A 14,768-nucleotide genomic window follows, 5' to 3' on the forward strand; every position below is an offset into this window, starting at 1 on the left:
GACGTAGGGTCGCCGCGTGACTGATCTGCGGGTGGTTGACGTCGTCGAGGCGCAGTTGGACTCGGTGTGGGAGGTTCGGATCCGGTCGTTCGGGCCGGGTGGCGATCGCGACGAGTGGCGCAAGACGGCGCTCCAGTTCATCGCGGACGGTCGCTACCTCGGTGTCGTCGACGGGGACGAGTTGGTCGCTGCGGCGCGGATCTGGCCGTTCGAGCAGTGGTGGGGCGGGCGGCGGGTGCCGATGGGCGGAGTGGCGGGCGTCGTGGTCGCACCGGAGTACCGCGGTCAGGGTGTCGGCAGCCTGCTGATGCGAGGCGTTCTGCAGCGGTGTGTCGAGAAGGGGTACCCGCTGACGGCGCTGTATCCGGCGACGACTGTTCTCTACCGGCACCTCGGCTACGAGTTCGCGGGCAGCCGCTACAAGTTCTCCTTCCAGTCCGCCGATCTGCGGACCTTGGGCGGCAAAGGTACGGCGGTCCGCAAGGCGAACCGTGCTGACGCCGAGCTGTTCCTGGAGCTGGCCGGGAAGTCGCACGAGACCCGCCGGTCGAACGGTCCGCTGATCTGGCCGACCAGTGAGATCGAGTCCTGGCTCGAGGACGAGGACAACTTCGCGTACGTCGCCGACGACGGCTTCGTCGTCTACAACTGGTCCGACGGCAATCTGGCCGTCGACGAGCTCGTCGCCGGCTCCGAAGAGACCGCTCGGGCCCTCTGGGCGACCGTCGGCTCGGGTGCCTCGATCGCGCGCACGGTGCACGCGTACTGCCCGCCGTTCGACCCGATCCACCTCCTCGCCGAGCACGAGGCGGAGGGCGACGCCAGGATCAACCGCTGGATGCTGCGGCTCATCGACGCGCCGACTGCCATCGCGGGACGTGGGTTCCCTGAGGGCGTCGTACTCGAGGCGGATCTGCGGATCGACGACCCCGAGCTGCCCGTGAACACCGGCGACTGGCACCTGTCGGTCGCCGCCGGAACCGGCCGACTTACCCCGATTGAGTCGTCGAGCGACGCCCTGCGCCTCGGCCCACGCGGTCTGGCCGCCCTGTACGCCGGTATGCCGGTGGCAACCCTCCGCGGCGCCGGCCTGGCGACCGGGGGAGCGGCAGCCGCTGACTCGGCGCTGGACGCGGTCTTCGGCGGCGCGACGCCGTACATGCTCGACTACTTCTGAGTGTCGGCGCGTCGATTTCGGACTGTCCCGGCCCTCCGACTAGGGTTGTCGAACAAACGTTCGGAGGTGGTCCATGCGGGTGCTCGGCGTCGACCCGGGACTGACCCGGTGCGGCCTCGGCGTCGTCGAGGGGACACCGGGGAAGCCGCCGGCGCTGGTCGCCGTCGGGGTGATCCGGACGCCGGCCGATCTGGACGTGTCCAAGCGACTGGTCCGGATCGAGGCGGAGCTCGACGAGTGGCTCGAGCGGCACCAGCCGGACGCGGTCGCGGTCGAGCGGGTGTTCGCCCAGCAGAACGTGCGGACGGTGATGGGCACGGCGCAGGCGTCCGGGGTGGCGATGGTGGTCGCCGCGCGGCGCGGGCTGCCCGTCGCCCTGCACACGCCGAGCGAGGTGAAGGCCGCGGTCACCGGATCCGGCCGGGCGGACAAGGAACAGGTGACCACGATGGTCACTCGGATCCTCAGGCTGAGCGAGCGTCCGACGCCCGCCGACGCCGCCGACGCGCTGGCGCTGGCGATCTGCCACGTCTGGCGTGGTGGCGTCGCGAGCAAGCTGCAGGAGGCGGCGACGAGCCGGTCCAACCTCGAGGCGGCAGCGCAGGCGCAGTCGCGGCTGCAGATGGCGCGGCTGCGGGCCGCGGTGGCCGCTCAGCAGGGCAAGCGGTGAGCAAGCAGTGAGCGCGACGTGAGCAGGCTTGGAGGTTGGCGATGATCGCCTTTGTGCGGGGCCCGGTGGCGGCCATCGGAGTGGACAGTGCCGTCGTCGAGGTCGGGGGAGTGGGCCTGCTCGTGTACTGCGACCCGGGCACGCTCGCCGGGTTGCGCCCGGGGCAAGAGGCGCGGATCTCGACGTCGATGGTGGTTCGTGAGGACTCGCTGACGCTGTACGGGTTCGCGGACGACGACGCGAAGACCACGTTCGAGCTGCTGCAGACCGCGTCCGGTGTCGGGCCGAAGCTCGCCCAGGCAGCGCTTGCGGTGCTCAGCCCGGACCAGTTGCGCCAGGCCGTCGCGACCGAGGATCTCGCCGTACTGGTGAAGGTTCCGGGGATCGGCAAGAAGGGCGCGCAGCGGATCGTGCTGGAGCTGAAGGACAAGATCGGGGCGCCGTCGAAGACGGTGACCGGGCGTCCGCTGCAGGCGCACGAGGCGTGGCGCGACCAGGTGCAGGCCGGTCTGGTCGGCCTGGGCTGGTCGGCACGGGACGCCGAGGACGCCGTCACCGCGGTGTCGCCACTCGCCGCCGACAGCCCGAACCCGTCCGTTCCCGACCTGCTGCGTGCCGCGTTGCGCGTGCTCTCGAAGGCCTAGCCGATGGACGACAACGTGCGCCCCTTGGTCTCCGCGGACGCGGTGGATCTCGAGGAACGCAAGATCGAGTCCGCGCTCCGGCCGCGCACGCTGGCCGAGTTCGGCGGCCAGCGGCGGGTCAGCGAGCAGCTCGAGTTGGTGCTGCACGCCGCCCGCGGGCGTAACCGGGCGCCGGACCACGTGCTGCTGTCCGGCCCGCCTGGGCTCGGGAAGACCACGCTGGCGATGATCATCGCCAGCGAGATGTCCGCGCCGCTGCGGGTGACCAGCGGTCCGGCGATCCAGCACGCCGGCGACCTGGCCGCGATCCTGTCCGGGCTGAACGAGGGCGAAGTCCTGTTCCTGGACGAGATTCACCGGATGTCGCGGCCCGCCGAAGAGCTGCTCTACATGGCGATGGAGGACTTCCGCGTCGACGTGATCGTCGGCAAGGGACCGGGGGCGACCGCGATCCCGCTGGAGATCCCGCCGTTCACGCTGGTCGGGGCGACCACCCGCGCCGGTCTGCTGCCGGGGCCGCTGCGCGACCGCTTCGGGTTCACCGGTCACCTGGAGTTCTACGAGGCGTCCGAGCTGGAGAAGATCGTCAACCGTTCGGCCGCGCTGCTCGAGGTCGACATCACGCCCGAGGGCGCCACCGAGATCGCGTCCCGGTCCCGCGGTACACCGCGGATCGCGAACCGGCTGCTCCGCCGGGTCCGCGACTACGCCGAGGTCCGCGCGGACGGCATCATCACGCTCGCGCTGTCGAAGGCGGCCCTGGATCTGTACGAGGTCGACAAGATGGGCCTGGACCGGCTGGACCGGTCGGTTCTGGACGCCTTGTGCCGCCGGTTCGGGGGCGGACCGGTCGGTCTTTCCACGCTCGCGGTTGCGGTGGGCGAAGAACGTGAGACTGTGGAAGAAGTGGCCGAACCGTTCCTGGTCCGGTCGGGCTATCTTGCCCGTACGCCGCGTGGTCGCGTCGCCACGCCCGCGGCCTGGCGGCACATCGGGCTGAAAGTCCCGAAGGGCGCGACGTTCGCGGACACGCTCTTCGACGCAGACGACGACTGACCGACGAAGGCCTGAGGAGCTCGTCTCCAACTGAAGAACGGTCACCCGGGAACGACCGCGGGCGCCGGAACGTAGACACTCAGTAGTGAGTGACGCAAACGTGACCCGGTGTCATGAGGCACTTGTTGCCGCTCAGGGTTAGACTCCCCGGTGGCCTGACCTCCAGGTCATTCCGCTGCATTCGCGCACTCGCGCAGCGCAGGCATTACAACCGACCGACGAAGGATTCTGAGACCCGATGCAACTCCTCGCCGTACCGATGGCCTCCTCCGGGGGCGGTGGCATCACGCTGCTGCTGCCGCTGATCCTGATCGTCGGAATGATCTGGTTCATGAGCCGCACGCAGAAGAAGCAGCGTCAGCGCCAGGCTGACACCGTCGCGTCGCTCGCGCCTGGCACGAAGGTCGTCACGACCAGCGGCCTGGTCGGCATCGTCGAGGAGACCGACGACGAGTATGTGACGCTGGAGATCTCCGAGGGCGTGCTGGTCCAGGTCGTGAAGGCCGCGGTCGGCCGGGTGATCCCGGACGACGCCGACGAGACCGAGACCGCGACGGAACCGGTCGACGCGGCCGGCGCCGAGGTGGCCGACGAGACCGCGAAGGTCGACGTACCGGACGCGGGCAAGGCCGAGGACAACAAGGCCGACGGCAAGGTGCAGGACGCGCCGAAGCTGCCGCCGACGCACACCGAGAACTGATTTCCGTCCCAACGGCCTGCGGCGCGGCGTTCGGCGTCCCTGTGATGATCCAGTGACGGTACGGCGCGCCCAGAAGTACGAAGGTTGAATCTGACGTGGCAACGACTTCGACATCCCGCCCCGGGCGGAGCCTGATCGCCTTGGCGGTGGTCGTGGTCCTGCTGTTCGGGATCATGGCGCTGACCAAGACCTGGAAGCCCAAGCTCGGGCTGGACCTGCGCGGTGGCACCACCATCACGCTGACCGCCAGCACCATCGACGGCAGCGGCAAGGTGACCGCCGACCAGTTGAACGAGGCGAAGAACATCATCGGCCAGCGGGTCAATGGTGCCGGTGTCGCCGAGTCCGACATCACCACCTCCGGGGCGAACCACATCAACGTGGCTGTCCCCGGTGCCACGAAGGAATCCTTGGTGCAGCAGGTCGGTCAGACCGCGCTGCTGTACTTCCGGGTCGTGTACGACGCCCAGGCCGTGGCGCCGGCCGCGACGCCGACGCCGGCCCCGTCGTCGACGCCGAAGCCCAGTACGACGCCGAAGCCGAGCACGACGCCGAAGGCGAGCGCCACCGTCAAGCCGCCGACGACGTCGACCACGCCGAAGGGCCGGGCCTGGACCAGCGCGCTCGGCAAGGACGCGACGCCGACCCCGACGCCGAAGCCGAGCACCACGCCGACCGCGAAGCCGAGCACCCCGGCGGCGACGCCGTCGACGCCGGCCACCAACGGTGACCCGCTGAAGTACACCCCGGACGCGGCCACCCAGCAGGCGTTCGCGGCGTACAAGTGCGGTGACAAGCAGGTCGACGACCCGAGCAAGCCGATCTTCTCCTGCGACCGCAACGGCCAGTACAAGTACCTGCTCGGCCCGGCGATCCTGAAGGGCACCGACCTGTCGGACGCCTCGGCCGGTATCCCGCAGAACGGCCTGCAGTGGCAGGTCAACTTGAAGTTCACCGGTGAGGGCGGCGACAAGTTCCTCAAGGCCACCACGGCGATCGCGCAGCGCGGCCAGGGCAACAACCTGTTCGCGATCGTGCTCGACGGCGAGACCATCTCGACCCCGAGCGTGGACAGCCCGATCCCGGGCGGTCAGGCGCAGATCACCGGTACCTTCACCGAGGCCGAGGCCCGTGACCTCGCGAACGTCCTGAAGTACGGCGCGCTGCCGGTCAAGTTCGACATCTCCTCGGTCGAGACGGTGTCGCCGCAGCTCGGTGGCGACCAGCTCTCCGCCGGGATCTGGGCCGGTATCGCCGGTCTGGCGCTGGTCGTCGTCTTCTGCTTCCTGTACTACCGCGGTCTCGGCATCGTCGTCGTACTGTCGCTGCTCGCAGCCGGTGTGCTCACCGGAGCGCTGGTCATCTTGCTCGGCAAGGCGATCGGCTTCACGCTGACACTGGCCGGTATCGCGGGTCTGATCGTCGCGGTCGGTATCACGGCGGACTCGTTCATCATCTACTTCGAACGACTACGTGACGAAGTCCGAGAGGGCCGCAGTCTGCGGTCCTCGGTCGAGACCGGCTGGGCCCGCGCCAAGCACACGATCATTGCGGCCGACTCGATCTCGCTGCTCGCCGCGATCGTCCTGTACGTGCTGGCGATCGGCAGCGTCCGTGGCTTCGCGTTCACGCTCGGCCTGACCACGCTGATCGACCTGGTGGTGGTCTTCCTGTTCACCAAGCCGCTGGTCACGCTGCTGGCCCGGACCGACTTCTTCGGTCACGGCCACAAGCTGTCCGGTCTCGATCCGGAGCATCTCGGGGTCGAACGGTTGCCAGGACAGACGAAGCCGTCGGCCCGGCCGCGGAAGACGCCGTCGACGCGCAAGCCGCTGGGAGGGCAGGTCTGATGTCGAAGCTCGGACAGATCGGTGCCAAGCTGCACCGCGGTGAGGTCTCGTACGACTTCATCGGCCACAAGAAGTTCTGGTTCAGCCTCTCGCTCGCCCTGGTCGTCGTCTCGCTGATCGGCCTGTTCGCCCGCGGCCTCGCGCTCGGTATCGAGTTCAAGGGCGGCGTCGAGTACGAGGCGAAGGTCCAGGTCACCGACAGTACGGTGCAGAACTTCGGCGACGCCGTGAAGGCGACCAACGCCAAGGGCCTCGGCGACCCGGTCGTCACCACGATCAACAACGACAAGGTCCGGGTCCAGACCAAGCCGCTCGACCAGAACGACATCGGCCGGGTCCGGGACGCGATCGCCAAGGAGGCCGGGATTCCGGCCGCCCAGGTGACCTCGCAGCAGATCGGCGCCTCCTGGGGGCGGCAGATCGCCGACAAGGCGATCGTGGCGTTGATCGTCTTCCTGGTCCTCGTGTTCGCGGTGATCTGGCTCTACTTCCGAGAAGCCAAGGCCTCCTTGGCCGCCATCATCGCCCTGATCCACGACGTCACGATCACCGTCGGTGTGTACGCGATCATCGGGTTCGACGTCACGCCGGCGACGGTGATCGGCGTACTGACGATCCTCGGTTACTCGCTGTACGACACGGTCGTGGTGTTCGACAAGGTCCGGGAGAACACCCGGGGTATCACTGGGTCCAACCGGTACAGCTACTCGGACGCGACCAACCTGGCCGTCAACCAGACCGTCGTCCGGTCGATCAACACCACGGTCACCGCACTGCTCCCGGTCGGCGCGATCCTCGTCGTCGGCACCGCGGTGCTCGGGACCGGCCCGCTGAAGGACCTCTCGCTGGCCCTGTTCGTCGGTATCGCGGTCGGTGCGTACTCGTCGATCTTCATCGCGCCGGCGCTGCTCGCGACCTTCAAGGAGCGGGAGCCGGGGATGCAGGCGCTGAGCAAGCGAGTTGCGGCGAAGAAGGCCCAGGCGGCTGCGGCGACAGCCGCTCCGGTGCCGGCCACCACTGGAGCAGTCGCTGCCTCGCATTCCGCCGTCCAGGACCGGCCGCGGAAGGCCGATCGGGCGACCGGTGGTTCGGCGCCGACGCCGTCGTCTCGGCCGATGAAGGCGACCGCGGCCGGGCGTCCGCAGCCGACGCGCAAGCCGCGGTCGAAGCGCGGTAAGTGATGCGGTCGCTGGAGCAGGTTCTCGCCGACGGCATCCGCGACATCCGGGACTACCCGCAGGACGGGGTGGTGTTCAAGGACATCACCCCGCTGCTGGCGGACCACACCGGCTTCGCCCAGGTTGTGGAGGCGCTGGCCGCGTCCGGGACCGACGACGACGGTAGGCCGGTGGTCGACAAGGTGGTCGGGATCGAGGCGCGCGGGTTCATCCTCGCCGCCCCGGTCGCGCTCGCACTGGGTGCCGGGTTCGTGCCGGTGCGCAAGAAGGGCAAGCTGCCGGCGGCGACGTACGAGGAGTCGTACGCGCTGGAGTACGGCGAGGCGACCATCGAGGTGCACCAGGACGCGTTCGCGCCGGGTGACCGGGTGCTGGTCATCGACGACGTTCTCGCGACCGGCGGGACGGTCGAGGCCTGCCTGCGGCTGATCCGCCGCTGCGGGGCCGAGGTCGCGGGTACGACGGTGTTGCTCGAGCTGTCGTTCCTCCCGGGGCGCAAGCGCCTCGAGGGCGAGGACGTCACCTCGCTGCTGACTGTCTGATCACACTCTGAGTCTGTCCACGGCCTGTACGGCGAATTTTCGTCGTACAGGCCGTGACCTTCAGGTGACCCGGCGTGTTGTCCACAGGTGGGTCTGCCTCGTTGGGCAAGGCCCTCTAGACTGGTGCTCTGTCGGCGGAGGGACACAAACGTGGGCGAAGACCCGGCGATGACATCTGCGGCGCCGAACGCCGTACCGCAGGAGCCTCCGCGCGCGCCGTCACCGGTGCGGCCGGCTCCGGTGTCGCCGACGCCCGCAGCCCAGCCGCCACGGATCGCGCCGGCCCGGGTCCGCGCCCGTCTGGCCCGCCTCGGCGGCACCCGGCACCCGAACCGGGCGCCGATGCTCGAGCCGCTGTTCCGGGTCGTCCGCGCGACGCACCCGAAGGCCGACCTCGCGATGATCGAGCGTGCCTACCGGACCGCCGAGCGGTACCACACAGGTCAGATGCGCAAGAGCGGTGACGCGTACATCACGCATCCGCTCGCCGTCGCGACGATCCTCGCCGAGCTCGGTATGACCGCGACCACGCTGTGCGCCGCGCTGCTCCACGACACCGTCGAGGACACGCCGTACACGGTGGAAGAGCTGACCCGCGACTTCGGCGAAGAGATCGCCATGCTGGTCGACGGCGTCACCAAGCTCGACAAGGTGCGGTACGGCGAGTCAGCGCAGGCCGAGACCATCCGCAAGATGGTGGTCGCGATGTCGAAGGACATCCGGGTCCTGGTGATCAAGCTGTCCGACCGGCTGCACAACATGCGTACGCTCGGTTCGCTGCGGCAGGAGAAGCAGGAGCGGATCGCCCGCGAGACGCTGGAGATCTACGCCCCGCTGGCGCACCGGCTGGGTATGAACACGATCAAGTGGGAGCTCGAGGACCTGTCGTTCTCGACCCTGCACCCGAAGGTGTACGACGAGATCGTCCGGCTGGTCGCCGAGCGCGCACCGTCCCGCGACGAGTACCTGGCGTCCGTGATCGACCAGGTCCACGAGGACCTGCGCGCCTCGAAGATCAAGGCGACGGTCACCGGCCGGCCGAAGCACTACTACTCGATCTACCAGAAGATGATCGTCCGCGGCCGCGAGTTCGGCGACATCTACGACCTGGTCGGCATCCGGGTCCTGGTCGAGTCGGTCCGCGACTGCTACGCGGCGCTCGGCATCCTGCACGCGCGGTGGAACCCGGTCCCCGGCCGGTTCAAGGACTACATCGCGATGCCGAAGTTCAACATGTACCAGTCGCTGCACACCACGGTGATCGGTCCGCAGGGCAAGCCGGTCGAGCTGCAGATCCGCTCGTTCGCGATGCACCGCCGCGCGGAGTACGGCATCGCCGCGCACTGGAAGTACAAGGAAGACCCGACCACCGCCGCTCCCGCCACGCCGAGTTCCGAGATCGGTGGGCCGAACGACATGCCGTGGGTGCGGCAGCTGGTCGACTGGCAGCGCGAGACCTCCGACCCGTCGGAGTTCCTCGACTCGCTGCGGTTCGAGATCAACAACTCCGAGGTCTACGTCTTCACCCCGCGCGGTGACGTGATGTCGCTGCCGACCGGTTCGTCCCCGGTCGACTTCGCGTATGCGATCCACACCGAGGTCGGACACCGCTGTATCGGTGCCCGCGTCAACGGCCGCCTGGTGCCGCTGGAGAGCACGCTCGAGAACGGTGACGTCGTCGAGGTCTTCACCTCGAAGGCGCAGGGCGCCGGCCCGTCGCGGGACTGGCTGACCTTCGTCAAGAGCCCGCGAGCGCGGAACAAGATCAAGCACTGGTTCTCGAAGGAGCGCCGCGACGAGGCCATCGAGCACGGCAAGGACGCGATCGCGAAGCAGCTCCGCAAGGAGGGCCTGCCGCTGCAGCGCCTGCTCTCGCACGAGACCCTGACCGCGGTCGCCAACTCACTGCGCTACCCCGATGTCACGGGTCTGTACGCCGCGGTCGGCGAGAGTCACGTCAGCGCGCAAGCCGTCGTACGGCGTCTCATCGAGACGTACGGCGGTGAGGAAGGCGCGGCCGAAGACCTCGCCGAGGGCCTGCGGTTGCCGCAGACGCGCGAGCGCCGGAAGCGGACCGCGCGCGGCGACGCCGGTGTCATCGTCAAGGGCGCGACCGACGTGCTCTCGAAGCTGGCCCGGTGTTGTACGCCGGTGCCGGGCGACGAGATCATCGGCTGGGTCACCCGCGGCGCGGGCGTCTCGGTGCACCGGGCGGACTGCGCGAACGTGGAGAACCTGAAGACCCAGCCGGAGCGCATCGTCGAGGTCGAGTGGGCGCCGACCGCCCAGTCCGTCTTCCTGGTCGCCATCCAGGTCGAGGCGTTGGACCGGGCCCGCCTGCTCTCGGACATCACCCGGGTGTTGTCGGACTACCACGTGAACATCCTGTCCGCGGCGTTGACGACGACCCGCGACCGGATCGCGAAGTCCCGGTTCACCTTCGAGATGGGCGATCCGACGCACCTCGGCCACGTCCTCAAGGCGGTCCGTTCCGTCGAGGGCGTCTTCGACGTCTACCGCGTCACGCAGTAGTGGGGAGCAGCTTCGGTCGCGGGCAGGACGACCGCGACCGGCTGTTCCTCTCCAACGGCGGTACCGACGTGTTCCTCGACGTACTGGCGTTGGCGGCGTGTGAGCTGGCGCGGTCCGACTTCGAGCGTCGGTTCGCGTTGCTGCTGTGCAACTCGCGGATCGGAATGGGCAACGACGACTTCGATCTCGACGAGCTGCCATGGTCGGCGGAGTTCATCGCGGAGCGGGAGTTCCTGCTGCGGGTGATCGCGCTGGCGGCGACGGGGTTCCGGTGGGCGATGCTGTCGTACGAGCCGCCGTACGCGGAGGCGCACCTGCGGCAGTACGGCGACGTGGTGCGGGGATACACGCCGCCGGGTGAGGCGGTCGAGGTGGCGCGGATGTGGGACGAGCATCCGCCGGAGCGCGCGTTCGAGCGGTGTGGGCGGCATGGGCTGTTCGTCGGCGATTACCGCGACTGCCGGTTGTGTGCCTGAGAGTTCGCGCCGGGGTTTGTGGCGGGCGGGCAGACTGCGGGTATGAGTGGTTTCGGACGTCGGGGGCTGCTGATCGCAGGGGTGGGTGCGCTTGCCGGCTGCAGCGGGTCGTCGGCCGGGGGAGCTACCTCGCCGTCCTCCAAGGCGCCGCCGAGTCCCGCTCCCTCGTCGACAGCACCATCCGCAACCCCATCCAAGGCACCGTCAACGACCACGCCTTCGGTTGCGCTCCCGGCGGTGCGGTCGTGGGTGCCCGGTGCGGGTGAGATCGAGCCCGGGGCGAAGCGCGCCGCCGTCGCCGCCGTGGTGGACCTACTGACCCCGCGGGGTAGCCGAACGGCCGTCGACGTGATCGACGCCCAGTACGGCGGCATCCTGACCGACACCGCCAGCGTTCTGGTCCCGTGCCGCGTCTACACGATCACCAGCGGGCGTGTGGTCACCGGCGGCACCACGGTCGACGTACGGCTGAGCGAATCGAACGGCACGTGGCGCGTCACCTCCACCCACCCAGCTCAGCCAGGCAACCCGACCTCCCAGCTGTCCGCGTCGGCTCGGCAAGTGCTCAGCAGCGAGCGCATCGCCCTACCGCCCGCTTCGGCCGCCGACATCCGCTCCGGTCAGGTCCACGACAGCGTCCTCGCCGCGATGCTCGAGCTGGCCAAGACGTACCGCATCGGCATCAGCGTCATCCGCTCCGGGCACCCGCTGTACGTGTTCGGCACGAACCGCCCCAGCGACCACCCGCGCGGCCGCGCCTTCGACACCTGGGAGATCGACGGCCACCCGGTCGTCTCCCCGTCCACGTCGCGCTCGCTGATCACGTCGTACATGCGCGCCGCCGAAGCCGTGGGCTCCTACAACGTCGGCGGCCCCTACCAACTCTCCGGTACGGCGTTCTTCTCCGACCGCACCCACCACGACCACGTCCACGCCGGCTTCAACAGCTAGCGCTAATCCCACTCCCAGGCGATCCCGACCGTGCCCGGGTCCGCGGACGGTTCGATGGCGTGGACCCGGCTGTCGGGGGTGAGCATCAGCTCGCGCTGCACCAGGTTCGGGCCGGCGGTGTGGCGGCGCCGGATCTCGCTGACGCGGACCGGCAGCGCGGACCGGTCGAACTGCACCTCGAGGACGTAGTGCATCCCGCCCCACTCGCTGAACCGCTGGTAGTCCGTCGACGGCAGCCCGGACCGGTCCTCGACCTCGTAGCGCACGACGGCGGTCTCACCCACCGCGAGCACCCGATCGAGCAGCAACTCACCGAGCATCGCGCCGACCTCGGGGGAGCGGGCCACCCGTCCGGCGCGGCAGCCGCTCAGCGCGCGCAGCGTGAGCAGGTCCGCGTCGCAGCCCGGCTCGCCCTGATGGGCGATGATCAACCGATCGACCGGTTGGACGGCGACCACGCTCTGGATCACCCGCCGGCGCTGTGCGCTTCGGTCCGCGCCGATGTGGATCTCCTCGAGCACGGTGACGTTGCGGAGCCTCCCGTGCGCATCGCGGCGGAGCCGATCGAGCAATCGGGTCAAGGCTTCCGCATAGTCGACGACGGCGTACGGCTGCGGCGTCGTACTCGGCTCGCTCCGGGCCGGTGGGATCCGGACGGTGAGCCAGCCCGGCGGCACCTGCAGCAGCTCCTCGAGCGCGGTGACGGTCGCCAGTGAGTCCTCGCGCGGGACCCGTCGGCCGCTCTGCCAGGTGCTGAGCGTCGCGACACCGACGTGCAGTCCGCGGTCGGCGAGATGGGTACGGATCCGGTTGAGCGCGAGGCCGCGGCGGGCGATCGCATGCCGGAGCGCCTCCGCGAACGGAGCGTCCGGCGCCACCGCAGGAACCGATTCTTCGACCGATCTGACCATCGCTCCACGCTCCTTTGGGGCAGTGTAAACATTCACAGCACCGTCTGACACTGCCTCGTCACCCGCTGTTCACGCCCGATCTGTCGTTCACACCGGGCCCAGGGCCCCGATCCGGCTTCTTGCCGCGCCCCGGCGGCGTCCCGACGATGGACCCCGCCCACTCCCTCGAAGGAGGACACATGCGCAGGCTCCGCCTCAGCCGCTCCTGGTCGTTGCTCCTGGCCACGATTCTCGGACTGGCCACCCTGATCCCGCTCGCGCCGACGGCCGCAGCCGCACCCGCCAGCTACTACCTGAACGTCACCGGCCAGGCCCAGCAGAAGACGAACTGGTGCTGGGCGGCCAGCGGCAACAGCATCGCCGCCTTCTACGGCCGCTCGTACTCCCAGAACCAGTTCTGCAACATGGCCTTCGGCTACAGCACGAACGCCAGCTGCCCGAACAACCAGGCCACGCTCGCGAACGACCAGCGCGCCTTCAGCACGATCGGGATCAGCTCCGGCAGCTACATCTCGGGGACGCTCGCGTTCAGCACGCTGGTCAGCGAGATCGCCGCCGGCCGGCCGGTGATGACGCGGATCGGCTGGACCTCCGGCGGCGGTCACATGATGGACATCATCGGCTACGACTCGTCCGACTCGACGATCGAGTACTACGACCCGTGGCCGGACGACCAGCGCTACAACTACTCGACGTACACCTGGTACCGGTCCAACTCCCAGTTCACCTGGACCCACTCCCTGTACCGGATCGGAGCCTGACATGCGCCGCCCGAAGAACATCCTGCTCCGCGTCGCCGCCGTACTCGCCGCCGGCCTCGGTCTCGCCTTCGCCGCCGCCGGTCCCGCCGGGGCGGCCGGGCCGCAGCCGGTGTCGCCTGCCGAGTTGTCCAAGGCAACGACCGCCGCACACTCGTCCGGCGCCCTCAGCCTGCTCGGCAAAGCCGGCGGTACGGCGAAGTCCGCGGCCGGCCCGTCGGTCGCGCAGGACACGCACCCGATCTACGCGCTGAACCCCGCGTTCGTCCGCGACAAGTCGGCGCCGGTGGCAACGTTCTGGTACGCCGCGACGTCCGCGACCAGAGCTGGTCAAGCCCTGACCGTCTTCACCGCACCGGACGGCCACGGCGGATGGCAGGCCGTGAACGTGGCCTCCGGCAACACCGAGGCCCGGATGGTTGCCGCCGCTCGCGGTGCGGTCGTGTTCACCGAACCTCAGGTCGGTGCGTGGTACGCGTTGAGCTCCACCCAGGTCCGTCCGCTCAACGCCTCCGCCGTCAAGTCGATCGGCGCCAAGCCCATCTCCGTCGGCGCCTACCAGGAGCTCGTCTCGCACCGGTACGCCGACAAGCTGCCGGGCTCGCAGTACAACGAGCTGGGCACGGCCGGCGGATACAACGACGGCGTACCGGCGACCGGTGTGCGGTACAACGAGTCTGTTCCGGCCGCGCCGAAGGCTTGGTACAACGAAGCGATCCTGCCGATCGGTGCAGCAGCCGGTGCGCTCGCCGGTCTCGCCCTCCTGATGGTCATCGCGCGGCGCGTGAGGACGTCCGCCGCCCGATGACCCCGAGGCCCGGCGGGTCAGGGCGTGCTGCCCCGCCGGGCCCTCGTCATGGTTCCCATGGACGAGAACCGGACCGGACGGCTGGTCGACCTTCGCCTGCTCCTGGTCCTCCTCGCCGTCGTCACGGTCGCCCTGGCAGCGTTCGTGCTGACCGCGGTACGGCGTCCCGTCGTACCCGCCGATGCGCCGACCACGAAGGGCGAGGTCGTGAAGATTGACGCCCCGAGCCGAAAAAGCGGAACCCACTGGATCGAGATCGCGTACACGCTTCCGGGCGGTCGCTGGCTCGCATCACGTACCACGCAGTTCCGCGCGGAGGACGCCACCGTCGGCCGTCAGGTCCAGATCCGCTACACGCCCGATCACCCCGAGCGCATCGCGATCGCCGAGGTGACCGAGACCTGGATAAGCCGCTGGCTCCGCACCCTCCTCGCCGCAGCAGCCGAACTGGCGCTGCTGTTCGCCGTACTCCGCCGTTGGCGAGAGCAGCGCATCGGGGTTGCTTAGCATGGTCG

The 14,768-nt window shown here is 69.3% G+C and carries 15 protein-coding genes; 14 read left to right on the plus strand and 1 reads right to left on the minus strand.

Going from position 1 to position 14,768, the window contains the following annotated elements:
* Positions 1-16 precede the first annotated feature (16 nt).
* The 11 genes from AC0662_RS02465 to AC0662_RS02515 all read left to right on the plus strand — a co-directional run bounded on the left by AC0662_RS02465 (position 17) and on the right by AC0662_RS02515 (position 11,776).
* Positions 17-1,177 (plus strand): GNAT family N-acetyltransferase, encoded by a 1,161-nt coding sequence (locus AC0662_RS02465; RefSeq protein WP_452196059.1) that lies wholly within the window; start codon positions 17-19, stop codon positions 1,175-1,177.
* Between the two features lie 73 nt (positions 1,178-1,250).
* Positions 1,251-1,847, plus strand: coding sequence for a crossover junction endodeoxyribonuclease RuvC (gene ruvC, locus AC0662_RS02470; RefSeq protein ID WP_452196060.1), 597 nt, complete (start codon positions 1,251-1,253; stop codon positions 1,845-1,847).
* A 41-nt stretch (positions 1,848-1,888) separates the two neighbouring features.
* Positions 1,889-2,491 (plus strand): Holliday junction branch migration protein RuvA, encoded by a 603-nt coding sequence (gene ruvA, locus AC0662_RS02475; RefSeq protein ID WP_452196061.1) that lies wholly within the window; start codon positions 1,889-1,891, stop codon positions 2,489-2,491.
* 3 nt (positions 2,492-2,494) lie between these two features.
* The gene (gene ruvB, locus AC0662_RS02480) at positions 2,495-3,547 is read left to right on the plus strand and encodes a Holliday junction branch migration DNA helicase RuvB (RefSeq protein WP_452196062.1); all 1,053 of its coding nucleotides are present in this window, start codon (positions 2,495-2,497) and stop codon (positions 3,545-3,547) included.
* Between the two features lie 238 nt (positions 3,548-3,785).
* On the plus strand, positions 3,786-4,247 hold the full coding sequence (gene yajC / locus AC0662_RS02485; RefSeq protein ID WP_452196063.1) for a preprotein translocase subunit YajC: 462 nt from the start codon (positions 3,786-3,788) through the stop codon (positions 4,245-4,247).
* A 95-nt stretch (positions 4,248-4,342) separates the two neighbouring features.
* The gene (gene secD / locus AC0662_RS02490; RefSeq protein ID WP_452196064.1) at positions 4,343-6,097 is read left to right on the plus strand and encodes a protein translocase subunit SecD; all 1,755 of its coding nucleotides are present in this window, start codon (positions 4,343-4,345) and stop codon (positions 6,095-6,097) included.
* Positions 6,097-7,278: a protein translocase subunit SecF gene (secF, locus tag AC0662_RS02495; RefSeq protein ID WP_452196065.1), complete on the plus strand. Its 1,182-nt coding sequence runs from the start codon at positions 6,097-6,099 to the stop codon at positions 7,276-7,278. The genes secD and secF overlap by 1 nt, the downstream gene beginning before the upstream one ends.
* Positions 7,278-7,817: an adenine phosphoribosyltransferase gene (locus AC0662_RS02500; protein WP_452196066.1), complete on the plus strand. Its 540-nt coding sequence runs from the start codon at positions 7,278-7,280 to the stop codon at positions 7,815-7,817. Before secF ends, AC0662_RS02500 begins: the two co-directional genes overlap by 1 nt.
* A 168-nt stretch (positions 7,818-7,985) precedes the next feature.
* Complete coding sequence (locus tag AC0662_RS02505; RefSeq protein WP_452196067.1) at positions 7,986-10,349, plus strand: RelA/SpoT family protein; 2,364 nt, start codon at positions 7,986-7,988, stop codon at positions 10,347-10,349.
* Entirely contained in the window at positions 10,349-10,825 is a 477-nt protein-coding gene (locus AC0662_RS02510) for a hypothetical protein (protein WP_452196068.1), read from the plus strand. Before AC0662_RS02505 ends, AC0662_RS02510 begins: the two co-directional genes overlap by 1 nt.
* A gap of 237 nt (positions 10,826-11,062) precedes the next feature.
* Complete coding sequence (locus tag AC0662_RS02515) at positions 11,063-11,776, plus strand: hypothetical protein (protein ID WP_452196069.1); 714 nt, start codon at positions 11,063-11,065, stop codon at positions 11,774-11,776.
* Between the two features lie 2 nt (positions 11,777-11,778).
* Here AC0662_RS02515 and AC0662_RS02520 read toward each other — a convergent pair whose 3' ends face one another.
* On the minus strand, positions 11,779-12,687 hold the full coding sequence (locus AC0662_RS02520; protein WP_452196070.1) for a hypothetical protein: 909 nt from the start codon (positions 12,685-12,687) through the stop codon (positions 11,779-11,781).
* A gap of 179 nt (positions 12,688-12,866) precedes the next feature.
* On the opposite strand from AC0662_RS02520, the gene AC0662_RS02525 reads away from it, so the two are divergent.
* Genes AC0662_RS02525 through AC0662_RS02535 form a run of 3 tightly spaced genes read left to right on the plus strand, consistent with a single transcriptional unit; the run spans position 12,867 to position 14,760 of the window.
* Positions 12,867-13,448: a papain-like cysteine protease family protein gene (locus AC0662_RS02525; protein WP_452196071.1), complete on the plus strand. Its 582-nt coding sequence runs from the start codon at positions 12,867-12,869 to the stop codon at positions 13,446-13,448.
* Between the two features lies 1 nt (position 13,449).
* On the plus strand, positions 13,450-14,253 hold the full coding sequence (locus AC0662_RS02530) for a hypothetical protein (protein ID WP_478298012.1): 804 nt from the start codon (positions 13,450-13,452) through the stop codon (positions 14,251-14,253).
* A gap of 57 nt (positions 14,254-14,310) precedes the next feature.
* Positions 14,311-14,760 (plus strand): hypothetical protein, encoded by a 450-nt coding sequence (locus AC0662_RS02535; RefSeq protein WP_478298014.1) that lies wholly within the window; start codon positions 14,311-14,313, stop codon positions 14,758-14,760.
* The last annotated feature ends 8 nt before the right edge of the window (positions 14,761-14,768 follow it).

It is taken from the genome of Kribbella sp. NPDC043289 (genome assembly GCF_056436705.1).